We start from the raw sequence: 14337 nt of genomic DNA on the forward strand, positions 1-14337 counted from the left end.
TTCACGCGCCCTCTCCTTCGAGCCGCTTTTCGGCCACAAGTGCCGCAGCCGGGGCGTGAACCCACCGTAAGGCGCGCCCGGCGCGCGGAGCGCCGAAGTACAATGCGCACCATCATGCCCGCCGACCGACTCCATCTCCTCGTTCCCTTCGCCTTGCCGTCGGCGGCCTCCGCCTCCACCGCGCTCGCGGGCCTCGAGTATCCGGCGCTCGCGAAACTGGTTGCGCGCGCGACGCTCGGCGAGCAGGTGATCGGCGAGGACTTTCAACGCACGCTGCCGCACGAGCGCTGGGTCGCGCGGCAGTTCGGCGCGCTCGGCCCGAGCGCCACCGGCGCACAACGCGCGCCGTCCGCCGACGACGAAGCACCGCTCGCACCCTACATGCTGCTCGCCGACGGCGGCACGCCCGGCGACGCCTCGTGGGCGTGCGTGCAGCCCGTGCATGTGCGTATCGCGCACGATCATCTGGTGCTGATCGACCCCGCGTCGCTCGAACTCGCCGACGCCGATGCCGCCACGCTCTACACCGTAGCGCGCCCGCTGATCGAGGAGCTGGGCGTGCGCGTCGAGGCCCCCACGCCGCAGCGCTGGTATCTCTCGTCGGAGGCATTCGGCGCGCTGGCCGGCGCGTCGCCGTTGCGCGCGAGCGGTCGGAACATCGAGATCTGGCTGCCGCACGAGGCCCACTCGGGCCAGCGTTCGCGAGCCTGGATGAAGGTGCAGAACGAAGTGCAGATGGCCTGGTTCGAGCACCCCGTCAACGAGGCGCGCGAGGCCCGCGGCTTGCCCGCCGTCAACTCGATCTGGTTCCACGCACAGGGCGCATTGCGCGCCGTCACGAGCCCGTTCGCGCGCGTGCGCTCCGATGCCGCCGCCACGCGCGGCCTCGCGCTCGCCGCGAAGGCGCAGGTGGACGCCACGCCGGCCACCTTCGGCGCGCTCATGAACACGCTTGATGCCGCGGGCCCGGGCGCGACGCTCGTCGAGCTGGACCCGTTCTCGCAAGCCTTCATCCAGCAGGACTGGGGCCGCTGGAACGCCGCCTTCGCGCAACTCGAGCGCGACTGGTTCGCACCCGCCCTCGCGGCGCTGCAAACGGGCGCACTCGCGGCGCTCGACCTCACGCTGTGCGGCGACACCGGCTCGGTCACGCTCTCCGTTACGCGCGGCGATCTGCGCAAATTCTGGCGACGCCGTCCGTTCGCGTCGCTCTTCGTCGAATGATCCCCGAATGACCTCTTTCTTCCGCCGCCCCGCATGACCCGAATCGTCACACGCGCCTGTTCGCCCGCCGACGCCGAAGCGCTCGTGCGCCACGGTCTGCACCCGGTGCTCGCGCGTCTCTATGCGTCACGCGGCATCTGCCAGCCCGACGAGATCGAAACCGGCCTCGCGCGCCTCATTCCGCCCGCGGGCATGAAGGGTCTGGACGACGCCGCCGTGCTGCTCGCCGACGCCCTCGCCGCGAATCGCCGCATGCTCGTCGTGGCCGACTACGATTGCGATGGCGCCACCGCCTGTGCCGTGGCCGTGCGCGGCCTGCGCATGCTCGGCGCGCAGATCGACTATCTCGTGCCGAACCGCTTCGAGTATGGCTATGGCCTCACGCCCGAGATCGTCGCGCTCGCGGCGCAGCGCAAAGGCGGCAAGCCCGATCTGCTCATCACCGTCGATAACGGCATCGCCAGCGTCGAAGGCGTGGAGGCCGCGAACGCGCTCGGCATCGACGTGCTCGTGACCGACCACCACCTGCCCGGCGACACGCTGCCCGCCGCGCGCGCCATCGTCAATCCGAACCAGCCAGGCTGCGAGTTTCCGAGCAAGTGCATTGCCGGCGTGGGCGTGATGTTCTATACGCTGCTCGCGCTGCGCGCCGAACTGCGCCGCCGCGGCGCGTTCAGCGACGCGAAGCCGGAGCCGCGTCTCGATGGCCTGCTCGATCTCGTCGCGCTCGGCACCGTCGCAGACGTCGTGAAGCTCGACTGCAACAACCGCGTGCTCGTCGCGCAGGGCTTGCAGCGCGTGCGCAACGGCCGCATGCAGCCGGGCATCGCGGCACTCTTTCGCGCCGCGGGCCGCGACGCGAAAAGCGCGTCCGGCTTCGACTTCGGCTTCGCGCTCGGCCCGCGCCTGAACGCGGCGGGACGTCTCTCGGACATGTCGCTCGGCATCGAGTGCCTGACGACCGACGATGTGGGCCGCGCGTGGGAACTGGCCCAACAGCTCGACGCGATGAACCGCGAGCGCCGCGAAATCGAGGCGGGGATGCAGCAACAGGCGCTCGCCGATCTCGCCGACGTCGACCCGCAGGGCAAGGCCACATTGACGCTCTTCAACGAAGCCTGGCACCAGGGCGTGATCGGCATCGTCGCGGGGCGGCTCAAGGAGCGCTTTCATCGCCCCTCGTTCACTTTCGCGCCCGCCGACGACGGCGGAGAACTCGTGAAGGGTTCGGGCCGCTCGATTCCCGGCTTTCATCTGCGCGACGCCGTCGATCTGATTTCGAAGCGCGAGCCCGGCCTCATCCACAAGTTCGGCGGCCACGCGATGGCCGCGGGCCTGACGATCGCCGCCGCCGACGTGCCACGCTTCGCCGAGGCGTTCGAGCGCGTGGGCCGCGAGTGGCTCACGCAAGAGGCGCTCGCGCGCACCCTGGAGACCGACGGCGATCTCGAAGACGCGTATTTCACGCCCGATTTCGTGGAAATGCTCGACGCCGCAGTGTGGGGCCAGGGCTTTCCGGCGCCCGTGTTCTCGGGCGAATTCGAAGTCGCCTCACAGGCGCTCGTGAAAGACAAGCATCTCAAGCTGCAACTGCTGCGCGGCCGCCAGCGCTTCAACGCGATCTGGTTCAATCACACCGAGTCGCTGCCGCAGCGCACGACCGTGGCCTACCGGCTCGTGCGCGACACCTGGAACGGCGTGTCGCGTGTGCAACTGGTGGTGGAGCACGCGGCGCTCTGACGCTTGCCGCGCGGTCCGCCCGACGCGTCCGCGCCGCCCTTGATCCAGGTCCAATCCAGGCCCAATCGGCTATAATTCAATGTTTTACACGCCGGATCACGACACAAATGGAAGCGGAACGTCTCAACGCGATCGAAGCCCTCTTGGCGGACCTGCGCACGCGCGCGGGCGAGCTACGGGGGTATCTTTGACTACGACGTAAAAGCCCGACGGCTCGTCGAAGTCAATAGCGAACTCGAAGACCCCAACGTCTGGAACGACTCCAAGCACGCGCAGGGTCTCGGCAAGGAAAAGAAACTGCTCGAAGGCGTCGTGCAGGTGCTCGACAGCATCGAGAACGACACGCGCGACACGCAGGATCTCTTCGAGATGGCGCGCGAGGAAGGCGACGACGACACGCTCGCCGCCATCGAATCCGACGCGCACGAGATCGAAAAGCGCGTGGCCGATGTCGAGTTCCGCCGCATGTTCGCGAATCCGGCCGACCCGAACAACGCGTTCATCGACATCCAGGCCGGCGCCGGCGGCACCGAAGCCTGCGACTGGGCGTCGATGCTGCTGCGCCAGTATCTGCGCTACTGCGAGCGCAAGGGCTTCAAGACCGAGGTGCTCGAAGAATCCGAAGGCGACGTCGCCGGCATCAAGAGCGCGACGATCAAGGTCGAAGGCGAATACGCCTACGGTTTCCTGCGCACCGAAACCGGCATTCACCGCCTCGTGCGCAAGTCGCCGTTCGACTCGTCGGGTGGGCGGCATACGTCGTTCTCGTCGGTGTTCGTGTATCCGGAAATCGACGATTCGTTCGAGATCGACGTCAATCCGGCCGATCTGCGCATCGACACCTTCCGCGCTTCGGGCGCGGGCGGTCAGCACATCAACAAGACCGACTCCGCCGTGCGTATCACGCACATGCCGTCGGGCATCGTCGTGCAATGCCAGAACGACCGCTCGCAGCACCGCAACCGCGCCGAAGCCATGGCGATGCTGAAGTCGCGCCTGTATGAAGCCGAAATGCGCAAGCGCCAGTCGGAGCAGGACAAACTGGAAGCCGGCAAGTCGGACGTGGGCTGGGGCCACCAGATCCGCTCCTATGTGCTGGACAACAGCCGCATCAAGGATCTGCGCACCAACGTCGAAATCAGCAACACCAAGGCCGTGCTCGACGGCGATCTCGACGACTTCATCAGCGCCAGCCTGAAACAGGGCGTGTAACGCAATCACTCGGGCGGCAGCACCGCCCTCTCCCGCTGCGCCGCCCGCTTTCGCTCCAGGGCGGCGCGCGCAGCAGGAACCGAAGTCCGCTTTTGCGTGCGCGTCCCACGAAGGACCACGCCGGGGCCGCAGCCCCGAACACTCGCCGAAACACCCGCGACTCAAAGAACTCCGAGCCATCATGACCGAACCGACCCAGCAGAACGCGCCCAGCGCCGCGCCCGAACTCGACGACAACCAGATCATCGCCGAGCGCCGCGAAAAACTGCGCGCACTGCGCGAGGCGGGCGTCGCCTATCCGAACGACTTCCGCCCCACTCACCACGCCGCCGACCTGCAGCGCGACTACGCCGACACCGACAAGGAGGCGCTCGAAGCGAAGCCGCTCGAAGTCGCCATCGCCGGCCGCATGATGCTCAAGCGCGTGATGGGCAAGGCGAGCTTCGCAACGGTGCGCGACGGCTCGGGCCAGATCCAGTTCTTCATCACGCCCGCCGACGTGGGCGAAGCGACCTACGAAGCGTTCAAGAAGTGGGACCTGGGCGACATCGTCGCGGCAAAGGGCGTGCTGTTCCGCACCAACAAGGGCGAGCTCTCGGTGCGCTGCACGGAACTGCGCCTGCTCTCGAAAGCGCTGCGTCCGCTGCCCGACAAGTTCCACGGCCTCGCCGACCAGGAAATGCGCTACCGCCAGCGCTACGTCGACCTGATCGTCACGCCCGAAGCGCGTCAGACTTTCCAGGCACGGACCAGGGCGGTTTCGTCGGTGCGCCGCTTCATGGCCGATGCCGGCTTCATGGAAGTCGAAACGCCGATGCTGCACCCGATCCCGGGCGGCGCAGCCGCGAAGCCGTTCGTCACTCACCACAACGCGCTCGACATGCAGATGTTCATGCGCATCGCGCCTGAGCTCTATCTCAAGCGCCTGATCGTGGGCGGCTTCGAGCGCGTGTTCGAAATCAACCGGAATTTCCGCAACGAAGGCGTGTCGCCGCGCCACAACCCGGAATTCACGATGATGGAGTTCTACGCCGCGTACACCGACTACGCATGGCTCATGGACTTCACCGAGCAACTGATCCGCCAGGCCGCCATCGATGCGACGGGCACTGCCGTGCTCACGTACCAGGGCCGCGAGCTCGATCTCTCGAAGCCGTTCCATCGTCTGACGATCGTGCAGGCGATCCAGAAGTACGCGCCGCAGTACACGAACGAGCAGCTCGGCGACGCGGCTTTCCTGCGCACGGAACTCAAGAAGTTCGGCGTGGACACGAACCAGCCGGCGTTCCTGAACGCGGGCGTGGGCTCGCTGCAACTGGCCCTCTTCGAAGAAACAGCCGAGTCGCAATTGTGGGAGCCGACCTACATCATCGACTACCCCGTCGAAGTCTCGCCGCTTGCGCGCGCCTCGGACACGCTGCCGGGCATCACCGAACGCTTCGAGCTCTTCATCACCGGCCGCGAAATCGCCAACGGCTTCTCGGAGCTCAACGATCCCGAAGACCAGGCGGCGCGCTTCAGGAAGCAGGTCGAGCAAAAGGACGCCGGCGACGAAGAAGCCATGTTCTACGACGCCGACTACATCCGCGCGCTCGAATACGGCATGCCCCCGACGGGCGGCTGCGGCATCGGTATCGACCGTCTCATCATGCTGCTCACGGACAGCGCAAGCATCCGCGACGTGATCCTCTTCCCGCACCTGCGCCGCGAAGAGTAAGCGGCACATCGCCTCGCAAGAAGGGCGCATGCGGTTCACGCCGCATGCGCCCTTTTTTCCTGGGGCGTTCCGGCGTGCAGGTTTGTAACCATCGGTAAAAAGTGCCCCCTGCCAGTGGGCCGGGAACAGGGGCGCCGGCTATACCGGTCTCGAAAACCGCGCCGCGCCTCGCTTCGCGACGATCAGCCCCCTTGCGCCTCGGCGCCGTCGCGGCGGAGGGTTACAAATTGAAACGCTCCCCGACCTGCGTTGTCTCAAACTGGCTGACAAGAGCCAACTCTGCAAAAGACGGAGCCTGTCATGAACACAACCGATCCTGCCACACCGAAACGCCGCCTACATCCGCTCATCGCGACCGCCGCGGCCACCGTCATCGTCGCGAGCCTCGCGGCCACCGCGGCCATCACGGGCGTCTTCCCGAAGGCCTCCAGCACAGCCGAACAAAGCGCCCAGGTTCAGACGGGGCAGACCACCCTGACGGCGCCGCCGCCGGCGATCGACTCGACCAGGGCGGTGGAGGCCTCGCAATACGCACAGAACGAACAGAATGCGCCCGCGGAGTCTCAACCGGCCCCGGCCCAGGCGCGACCGCAAACGGCTGTGCCGGTCGCCCCGGCGCAGCAATATGGACAACAGCCTGTCCAGCAGCCGCAGCCTTCGCAGCAGCAGTACGCGCAGGAGGCGCCGCCGCCGCGGGCTGCCTGCTCGACGTGCGGCACCGTCGTGGCGATCTCCGAAGTCAAGCAGGAAGGCCACGGCACCGGTATCGGGGCAGTGGGCGGCGCGGTGGCCGGCGGCGTGGTCGGCAACCAGTTCGGCTCGGGCAACGGCCGCACTGCGATGACGCTGCTCGGCGCACTAGGTGGCGGCTTCGCCGGCAACTCGGTCGAAAAGCATCTGCGCAGCACGACGAGCTATTCGGTGCGCGTGCGCATGGAGAACGGCAAGATGCGCTACTTCACATATCACCAGCCGCCGCCGTTCCGGGAGGGTGAGCGCGTGCGCGTGGAGAACGGCACGCTGGTCGCAGGCTGATCGCGCCGACCCTTCGCGCGGGTGGATCTGGCCAATGCGCGCGTAGCGGAACAAAAAAGGCGATTCGCCACTATGGCGAATCGCCTTTTCTCGTTTACATCCCTGGAAACGCCGCGAATCAATAGCCCGCTTCTTCGATCCATGCGGCCTGGATGGCTTCCAGGATCTTCTCGTTAGAGCGCTCGGGGTCATCCGCGAAACCGTCGAGTTCCGTGATCCAGCGGTGCAGATCGGTGAAGCGCACGTACTGCGGATCGACCTCCGGATGGGTGTCCGTCAACGCCATCGCGATGTCCTGTGTATCGGTCCATTTCATGGCTGCCCGCTCCTCTCTTTGGCTCAGTGGTTTTCCTTCGCGTGGTTGATCGAGTAACGCGGAATCTCGACCACCAGGTCGTCGTTCTCAGGCACGAGGGCCTGGCACGACAGCCGCGACGTCGGCTCGAGTCCCCATGCCTTGTCGAGCAGATCGTCTTCGTCCTCCTCCGACGGCTCGAGCGCCTCGAAGCCTTCGCGCACGATGATGTGACACGTCGTGCAGGCGCACGACTTCTCGCATGCGTGCTCGATTTCGATGCCGTGTTCGAGCAGCGCGTCGCACACGCTCTCACCCGGCTTGGCGTCGATGACGGCGCCCTCAGGGCACAGTTCGACATGGGGCAGCACCACGATTTGAGGCATTGTGATTTCCGTATCCAATAACTTTTCATCTCGGGCGCATGCCCCGCCTGCGACGGCGGCATGTGCCCATTCTACTGGCGCGGCGCGCTCCCCTGCATCGGGAAAGCACGCACGCGAGCGGCGTTCGCCAACGCCGCGTTTGTTCCAATCGCCACTCCGGCTCGTCTTTAGCCGATCTCGTCGAGCTTCTTGCCCGCCAGCGCGCGCTTGATGCCCTTGTCCATGCGGCGCGCGGCGAACTCGTCGGTGCCTTCGGATAGCGCCTTCGTTGCCGCTTCGATCGTGCCGGCGTCCTCGCCCTGCGCGACCTGCGCGAGCGCGGCGATCAGCGTGTCGACCTGCGCGCGTTCGGCCTCGTCGAGCAGCTCGCCGTCCGCGGCGAGCGCGGCGTTCGTCGCTTCGATGATGCGCTGCGCCTCGACCTGCGCCTCGCGCAGCGCGCGGGCGCGCATGTCGACTTCGGCGGTCTTGAAGCTGTCTTCGAGCATGCGGGCCACGTCGTCGTCGGCGAGACCGTAGGACGGCTTCACCACCACCGAGGCTTCCACCCCCGAATGTTGCTCGCGCGCGAACACCGACAACAGACCATCGGCGTCCACCTGGTAGGTCACGCGAATGCGCGCCGCGCCCGCCGCCATCGGCGGAATGCCGCGCAGCTCGAAGCGCGCCAGCGAGCGGCAGTCGGCCACGAGCTCGCGCTCGCCCTGCACCACGTGGATCGCCATGGCCGTCTGGCCGTCCTTGAACGTCGTGAAGTCCTGCGCGCGCGCGACCGGGATGGTCGAATTGCGTGGAATGATCTTCTCGACGAGCCCACCCATCGTCTCGACGCCGAGCGACAGCGGGATGACGTCGAGCAGCAGCCAGTCGTCGTCGCCGCCGCGGTTGCCCGCGAGCAGGTCGGCCTGGATCGCGGCGCCGAGCGCGACGACCTGGTCCGGGTCCAGGTTCGTGAGCGGCGCCTGTCCGAAGAACTGCTCCACGGCGCGGCGAATCACCGGCATGCGCGTCGCGCCACCCACCAGCACCACGCCCTTCACATCCTTTGCGGCGACTTTTGCGTCCCGCAGCGCCTTCTTCGTGGGCGTGAGCGTGCGCTGCACGAGCGCCTGCGTCAGCGCTTCGAAGCGCGGCTCGTCGATCGTCAGGGCGATCTGTTTGCCGTTCGAGAGCGTCGCGTCGATGCGCGCCTCGGGCGCGAACGAGAGTGCTTCCTTCGCGTCACGCACGCGGTCGAGCAGGAGGCGCACGTCTTCGGGCGCGAGCGTCGCGCGTTCGATGCCCGACTGCTCCAGCGCGTACGCAAAGAGCGCATGATCGAAATCGTCGCCGCCGAGCGCCGAGTCGCCGCCGGCCGCGAGCACTTCGAACACGCCCTTCGTGAGCTTGAGAATCGACAGGTCGAACGTGCCGCCGCCGAGATCGTAGACGGCATAGAGACCTTCGGCGCCGTTGTCGAGCCCGTACGCGATCGCGGCTGCGGTCGGCTCGTTGAGCAGGCGCAGCACGTTCAGGCCCGCGAGACGCGCGGCGTCCTTGGTCGCCTGGCGCTGGGCTTCGTCGAAGTACGCGGGCACGGTGATCACCGCGCCGACGAGTTCGTCGCCGAGCGTGTCTTCGGCGCGCTGGCGCAGCGTCGCGAGAATTTCCGCCGAGACTTCGACGGGGCTCTTCACGCCATCGGCGGTCTGGATCTGCACCATGCCCGGCGCGTCGACGAAGTCGTAAGGCGCGTTCGCCGCGCCTTCGACGTCGGCTTTGCCACGGCCCATGAAGCGCTTGACCGACACGATGGTGTTGCGCGGATCGGTGGCGGCCTCAGCCTTCGCCGTGCGGCCGATGCGGCGGCCGCCGTTCGCGAGATAGCGCACGACCGAGGGCAGCAGCACGTGCCCGTCTTCGTCGGGCAGCACGTCGGGCACGCCGCTGCGCACCGCGGCGACCAGCGAGTTCGTCGTGCCGAGGTCGATGCCGACGGCGAGTCGCCGCTGATGCGGCGCCGGCGCCATGCCGGGTTCGGAGATTTGCAGTAAGGCCATCTGTGTGATCTGCTTGTTAACCTGGGTTGGGCGCGAGCGCCCGATATCCGTTTCAGCCGGGGTTCAGCCTTCGAGCCGCTCGATCTGCGAGTCGATCTCGCCCGCCACGCGTTCGATGAACATGAGCTGGCGCACCGCCTCGGCCGCAGGCTGGTTCGAACCGCTGTCGAGCAGCGCCGCGAGCTTCGTGAAGCGCACGCGTTCGTCGTCGCGCAGCTCGCTCGCGAGCGCGTCGAGCGCGTCGATATTCTTCGCGCCGACCGCGTCTTCGATCGCCTCGCGCCACTCCATCTGCTGCATGAGGAACGCGGGCTCCATCGCCGTGTTGTTCTCCGCGCCGACGTCGATCCCGCGCAGATGCAGCAGATACTTCGCGCGCTTGAGCGGATCGCGCAGGGTCTGGTACGCCTCGTTCGTACGCGTCGCCCATTGCATGGCGATGCGCTTTTGCGCCTCGCCGGCGGCGGCGAAGCGGTCGGGATGCACTTGCGCCTGCACCGTGCGGTACGCGTGATCGAGCGCGTTCGCGTCGATCTCGAACCGCTCTGGCAAACCGAACAGCACGAAGTGGCTATCGGAGAGCGAGCGCGAAGGCGTGGAAGGCGTGGTCATCGGCTGGAATGTTCGGGTGGGGCTATCAGGCCTATCAGGCCTGTCAGGGCCATCAAAATCAAAAAGGCGGCACAGGCCGCCTTTTCACCGCTCTGCGCGGGCTCAAACGCGGAAGGACTCGCCGCAGCCGCACTCGTCCTTCACATTCGGGTTGTTGAACCGGAAGCCTTCGTTCAGGCCTTCGCGCACGAAGTCTAGCTGCGTGCCGTCGATATAGGCGAGGCTCTTCGGATCGACGATCACCTTCACGCCGTGGCTCTCGAAAACATTGTCCTCGGGCGCGAGCTCGTCGACGTACTCGAGCTTGTACGCAAGGCCCGAGCAGCCCGTCGTGCGCACGCCGAGGCGCAGGCCCACGCCCTTGCCGCGACGGGTCAGGTACTTCTGCACGTGCTGTGCCGCTTTTTCTGTCAACGTAATTGCCATAGCATCTTCGCCGCGCCCCGCGCCGCCCGGTCGGGCTTTCGCCTTACCTTGCGTCGCGACGCAACCCTGCTGCATCCAAAATCGTTAGTCCTGCGACGCCACGCCTCGTCGGCCGGCGCCGTCCCGCCTCAACACCGCGCGCTTACGCTGCGTCGGCCTTTGCTTCCGTCGTATGACGCTGGCGATAGTCGGCGACCGCTGCCTTGATCGCATCTTCCGCGAGAATCGAGCAGTGGATCTTCACCGGCGGCAGCGCCAGCTCTTCGGCGATCTGCGTGTTCTTGATGTCGAGCGCCTGGTCGAGTGTCTTGCCCTTCACCCACTCGGTCACGAGCGAGCTCGATGCGATCGCCGAGCCGCAACCGTAGGTCTTGAACTTCGCGTCTTCGATCACGCCGTCCGCGCCCACGCGGATCTGCAGCTTCATCACGTCGCCGCATGCCGGCGCGCCGACCATGCCGGTGCCCACCGCGTCGTCGTCTTTCGAGAACGAGCCGACGTTGCGCGGGTTTTCGTAGTGGTCCAGAACCTTGTCGCTATATGCCATGATCACACTCCTTCAATTCGTTGGCCGCGCTGCATGTTCGATGCGCTGCGGCCGGTTCGTTATTCGCTGCTGACTGCGCCACTGTCGCCTTGGTGCGGCTTCAATGCGGCGGCTTCAATGCGGTGGCTTCAATGCGGTGGCTTCAGTGCGCCGCCCACTGAATGGTCGACAGGTCGATGCCGTCCTGATGCATTTCCCACAGCGGCGAGAGCTCGCGCAGCTTGGCGATCTTCGTCTTCAGCAGATTGATGACGTAGTCGACGTCCTGTTCGGTCGTGAAGCGGCCCACCGTGAAGCGGATCGAGCTGTGCGCCAGCTCGTCGTTGCGGCCGAGCGCGCGCAGCACGTACGACGGCTCCAGCGACGCCGACGTGCACGCCGAGCCCGACGACACCGCCACGTCCTTGACCGCCATGATCAGCGACTCGCCTTCGACGAAATTGAAGCTGATGTTGAGGTTGTGCGGGACACGCTGTTCCATGTCGCCGTTCACGTAGGTTTCTTCGATTTCCTTCAGGCCGTTGAGGAGCTTGTCGCGCAGCATGCGCACCCGCTCGTTTTCGGTGGCCATCTCTTCGCGCGCGATGCGAAACGCCTCGCCCATGCCGACGATCTGGTGCGTGGCCAGCGTGCCCGAGCGCATGCCGCGCTCGTGGCCGCCACCGTGCATCTGCGCTTCGATGCGCACACGCGGCTTGCGGCGCACGTACAGCGCGCCAATGCCCTTCGGACCGTAAGTCTTGTGCGCCGAGAACGACATCAGGTCGACCTTGAGCTTTTGCAGGTCGATGGGCGCCTTGCCCGTGGATTGCGCGGCGTCCACGTGGAAAACGATGCCCTTTTCGCGGCAGATCTCGCCGATCGTCTCGATGTCCTGGATCACGCCGATCTCGTTGTTCACGTGCATCACGGAAACGAGGATCGTGTCCGGGCGCAGCGCGGCCTTGAACACGTCGAGGTCGATCAGGCCGTCGTCCTTGACGTCCAGATATGTCACTTCGTAGCCTTCGCGCTCGAGTTCGCGGCAGGTGTCGAGCACGGCCTTGTGCTCGGTCTTCACCGTGACGATGTGCTTGCCCTTGCTCTTGTAGAAGTGCGCGGCACCCTTGATCGCGAGGTTGTCCGATTCGGTCGCGCCGGAGGTCCAGATGATTTCGCGCGGGTCGGCGTTGACGAGCGCCGCGACCTGCTCGCGCGCTTCCTCGACGGCACGCTCCGCGTCCCAGCCGTAGGCGTGGCTGCGCGACGCCGGATTGCCGAACTGCTCGCGCAGATACGGGATCATCTTGTCCACCACGCGCGGGTCGACCGGGGTCGTCGCGCTGTAGTCCATGTAAATGGGCAGGTGGGGAATGTCGTTATTCATCTATCGCTCCGGGGAATCTTTTTGTGCTGCGCTGTACTGTGTATTGCGTTGCCGGCTCGTGTCGTGAACCGCTCGGGAAGGCGCTTACGAACCCGCCATGTTGAAGATCGAGTTCGGACCAAGCGGCATCGTCCTCACCGGCTCCACCGCCGGGGCCTCGGTGCGGCGGTCGCGCAGGACGGCGGGCGCCGCGCCTTCGCGGGCGCGCTGCTTGTCCACCAGGTCCTTGAGCGACACGGAATCGAGGTACTCGACCATCTTCTGGTTCAGCGTCGACCAGAGTTCGTGCGTCATGCAGTGGCCGTCGTGCTGCTTGGTGCCTTCGCAGGCGCCCTTGCCGCCGCACTGGGTGGCGTCGAGCGGTTCGTCAACGGCGATGATGATGTCCGCGACCGTGACATCCTCCGCGCGGCGCGCGAGGTTGTACCCGCCGCCCGGCCCGCGGACCGATTCGACGATTTCGTGACGGCGGAGCTTGCCGAACAGCTGTTCGAGGTACGACAGCGAAATATGCTGGCGCTGGCTGATACCCGCAAGCGTCACCGGGCCCTGCTCCTGGCGCAGGGCCAGGTCGATCATCGCCGTGACGGCGAAACGGCCTTTGGTGGTGAGTCTCATGATGTATGGGAACCGCAATTCTCGACAATTTTCGTCAAGTATAAATACATGACTAGTTTAGTCAAGTATCCGCATCGCGATTTGGGGTTATTACGTGTGTTGCGACCAGGGAAAATGGCGCGTTTTCTACGGCTGGCCAAATCTGGCCGCATCTGCCCGAATCTGGCAGATTGCGCGCCGCTCATTCAACCATCAGTTGCGGACGCAGTGCGGCCAGCAGGCCCGCGCAGGCTGTCTCGCACTGATCAAGCACCGTTTCGAAGCCCGCGTCGCCGCCGAAATAAGGGTCGACAACCACGCGCGCTTCGGCCTGCGGCGCGAATTCCATCAGCAGGCGGATCTTGTCGCGCTCCGCAGCGGGACAGATGCCCTGCAGCGCTACGACATTGGCCTCGTCCATCGCCACGATCAGATCGAAGCGCCGAAAATCCTCTTTGGCAATCTGCCGCGCACGCAGCGGCGCGAGATCGTAGCCCCGCTGACCGCCCGCACGCTGGGCGCGCTCATCGGGCGCCTCGCCGATGTGCCAGTCGCCCGTGCCAGCAGAATCGACTTCGAGGTGTTCCGTCAGTCCCGCTTCGTCGACGAGACGCCGCATCACGGCCTCCGCGGTGGGCGAGCGGCAGATGTTGCCAAGACAAACGAAGCAGACAGAAACCGTTTTCATTGCTGGGACGCTGGAGCGGCGGCCGGCACACAGCGCGCGTCGGCGAGTCGCCAATTATACAAAGGGCAACAATTATGCGCGGCGCGGCCGGTAGGCACGCCGACTCGCAGCGCCCCGGCAGCGTTGCGCGAGCGGTTCATCAGATCGCGTTCGACTGCGGCAGCCCCGCAGCGCCGGTCATCGCCTTCACGGGCGTCTTGCCGTCGCTGCCTACGAGGCCGTACGACACGGCGCGCGCGAGCTCGGCCGTGAACTGTCCGGCGGCGAGGGGCATTTGCTGCTCCGCGGTTTTCCACGCATGGATCCACGCGATCGCCGCGAGCGGCACGATGAGCGCCAGTGGCCAGTACACCGTTATTTTCTTTCTCATGATGCGACTCTCTATCGACTGTTGGGCGAAGAGCACGAGCGCACTATCGCCAGTCGAGATGATATAGAGAGTCGCAATCAGGA

Annotated in this window: 15 protein-coding genes; 5 read left to right on the forward strand and 10 right to left on the reverse strand. The window is 66.1% G+C overall.

Annotation, left to right across the window (positions count from 1 at the left end; genetic code table 11):
- Positions 1–102: 102 nt before the first annotated feature.
- The 5 genes from VSR34_RS01695 (at position 103) to VSR34_RS01715 (ending at position 6928) form a co-directional block, all read left to right on the forward strand.
- Positions 103–1224 (forward strand): regulator, encoded by a 1122-nt coding sequence (locus VSR34_RS01695; protein ID WP_342961711.1) that lies wholly within the window; start codon positions 103–105, stop codon positions 1222–1224.
- A gap of 33 nt (positions 1225–1257) precedes the next feature.
- Positions 1258–2964 carry a single-stranded-DNA-specific exonuclease RecJ gene (gene recJ, locus VSR34_RS01700; protein WP_342961712.1) on the forward strand — a complete coding sequence of 569 codons (1707 nt, stop codon included), beginning with the start codon at positions 1258–1260 and terminating at the stop codon, positions 2962–2964.
- A 107-nt stretch (positions 2965–3071) separates the two neighbouring features.
- A protein-coding gene (gene prfB / locus VSR34_RS01705; protein WP_167334409.1) for a peptide chain release factor 2 occupies positions 3072–4176 on the forward strand; the annotation gives its coding sequence in 2 pieces (ribosomal slippage) (positions 3072–3152 and positions 3154–4176; 1104 coding nt in all).
- A gap of 181 nt (positions 4177–4357) precedes the next feature.
- Positions 4358–5893 carry a lysine--tRNA ligase gene (gene lysS, locus VSR34_RS01710; protein WP_342961713.1) on the forward strand — a complete coding sequence of 512 codons (1536 nt, stop codon included), beginning with the start codon at positions 4358–4360 and terminating at the stop codon, positions 5891–5893.
- A gap of 300 nt (positions 5894–6193) precedes the next feature.
- A complete protein-coding gene (locus tag VSR34_RS01715) occupies positions 6194–6928 on the forward strand; it encodes a glycine zipper 2TM domain-containing protein (RefSeq protein ID WP_342961714.1) in 735 nt (244 codons plus the stop codon).
- 118 nt (positions 6929–7046) lie between these two features.
- Here VSR34_RS01715 and iscX read toward each other — a convergent pair whose 3' ends face one another.
- The 10 genes from iscX to VSR34_RS01765 form a co-directional block, all read right to left on the reverse strand.
- Complete coding sequence (gene iscX, locus VSR34_RS01720) at positions 7047–7244, reverse strand: Fe-S cluster assembly protein IscX (RefSeq protein WP_342961715.1); 198 nt, start codon at positions 7242–7244, stop codon at positions 7047–7049.
- Positions 7245–7267: 23 nt separating this feature from the next.
- Entirely contained in the window at positions 7268–7609 is a 342-nt protein-coding gene (gene fdx / locus VSR34_RS01725; protein WP_028210064.1) for an ISC system 2Fe-2S type ferredoxin, read from the reverse strand.
- A gap of 167 nt (positions 7610–7776) precedes the next feature.
- The gene (gene hscA / locus VSR34_RS01730) at positions 7777–9648 is read right to left on the reverse strand and encodes a Fe-S protein assembly chaperone HscA (RefSeq protein WP_342961716.1); all 1872 of its coding nucleotides are present in this window, start codon (positions 9646–9648) and stop codon (positions 7777–7779) included.
- A 63-nt stretch (positions 9649–9711) separates the two neighbouring features.
- On the reverse strand, positions 9712–10260 hold the full coding sequence (gene hscB / locus VSR34_RS01735; RefSeq protein ID WP_028210066.1) for a Fe-S protein assembly co-chaperone HscB: 549 nt from the start codon (positions 10258–10260) through the stop codon (positions 9712–9714).
- Positions 10261–10362: 102 nt separating this feature from the next.
- A complete protein-coding gene (gene iscA / locus VSR34_RS01740) occupies positions 10363–10686 on the reverse strand; it encodes an iron-sulfur cluster assembly protein IscA (protein ID WP_028210067.1) in 324 nt (107 codons plus the stop codon).
- Positions 10687–10828: 142 nt separating this feature from the next.
- The gene (iscU, locus tag VSR34_RS01745; RefSeq protein ID WP_028204173.1) at positions 10829–11233 is read right to left on the reverse strand and encodes a Fe-S cluster assembly scaffold IscU; all 405 of its coding nucleotides are present in this window, start codon (positions 11231–11233) and stop codon (positions 10829–10831) included.
- Between the two features lie 142 nt (positions 11234–11375).
- Positions 11376–12599: an IscS subfamily cysteine desulfurase gene (locus VSR34_RS01750; protein ID WP_028210068.1), complete on the reverse strand. Its 1224-nt coding sequence runs from the start codon at positions 12597–12599 to the stop codon at positions 11376–11378.
- 84 nt (positions 12600–12683) lie between these two features.
- Positions 12684–13217, reverse strand: a complete 534-nt coding sequence (iscR, locus tag VSR34_RS01755; protein ID WP_028210069.1) for a Fe-S cluster assembly transcriptional regulator IscR — start codon at positions 13215–13217, stop codon at positions 12684–12686.
- A gap of 181 nt (positions 13218–13398) precedes the next feature.
- Entirely contained in the window at positions 13399–13884 is a 486-nt protein-coding gene (locus tag VSR34_RS01760) for a low molecular weight protein-tyrosine-phosphatase (protein ID WP_342961717.1), read from the reverse strand.
- Between the two features lie 139 nt (positions 13885–14023).
- The gene (locus VSR34_RS01765; RefSeq protein WP_028210071.1) at positions 14024–14254 is read right to left on the reverse strand and encodes a hypothetical protein; all 231 of its coding nucleotides are present in this window, start codon (positions 14252–14254) and stop codon (positions 14024–14026) included.
- Positions 14255–14337: the final 83 nt, after the last annotated feature.

The sequence above is a fragment of the Paraburkholderia sp. JHI2823 genome (assembly GCF_038900695.1).
In the GTDB taxonomy this organism is placed as follows: domain Bacteria; phylum Pseudomonadota; class Gammaproteobacteria; order Burkholderiales; family Burkholderiaceae; genus Paraburkholderia; species Paraburkholderia mimosarum.

Coding starts and splice junctions, on each gene's coding strand:
- VSR34_RS01695 (WP_342961711.1), top strand. CDS start 103: ATGCGCACCATCATGCCCGCCGACCGACTCCATCTCCTCGTTCCCTTC.
- recJ (WP_342961712.1), top strand. CDS start 1,258: ATGACCCGAATCGTCACACGCGCCTGTTCGCCCGCCGACGCCGAAGCG.
- lysS (WP_342961713.1), top strand. CDS start 4,358: ATGACCGAACCGACCCAGCAGAACGCGCCCAGCGCCGCGCCCGAACTC.
- VSR34_RS01715 (WP_342961714.1), top strand. CDS start 6,194: ATGAACACAACCGATCCTGCCACACCGAAACGCCGCCTACATCCGCTC.
- iscX (WP_342961715.1), bottom strand. CDS start 7,244: ATGAAATGGACCGATACACAGGACATCGCGATGGCGTTGACGGACACC.
- fdx (WP_028210064.1), bottom strand. CDS start 7,609: ATGCCTCAAATCGTGGTGCTGCCCCATGTCGAACTGTGCCCTGAGGGC.
- hscA (WP_342961716.1), bottom strand. CDS start 9,648: ATGGCCTTACTGCAAATCTCCGAACCCGGCATGGCGCCGGCGCCGCAT.
- hscB (WP_028210066.1), bottom strand. CDS start 10,260: ATGACCACGCCTTCCACGCCTTCGCGCTCGCTCTCCGATAGCCACTTC.
- iscA (WP_028210067.1), bottom strand. CDS start 10,686: ATGGCAATTACGTTGACAGAAAAAGCGGCACAGCACGTGCAGAAGTAC.
- iscU (WP_028204173.1), bottom strand. CDS start 11,233: ATGGCATATAGCGACAAGGTTCTGGACCACTACGAAAACCCGCGCAAC.
- VSR34_RS01750 (WP_028210068.1), bottom strand. CDS start 12,599: ATGAATAACGACATTCCCCACCTGCCCATTTACATGGACTACAGCGCG.
- iscR (WP_028210069.1), bottom strand. CDS start 13,217: ATGAGACTCACCACCAAAGGCCGTTTCGCCGTCACGGCGATGATCGAC.
- VSR34_RS01760 (WP_342961717.1), bottom strand. CDS start 13,884: ATGAAAACGGTTTCTGTCTGCTTCGTTTGTCTTGGCAACATCTGCCGC.
- VSR34_RS01765 (WP_028210071.1), bottom strand. CDS start 14,254: ATGAGAAAGAAAATAACGGTGTACTGGCCACTGGCGCTCATCGTGCCG.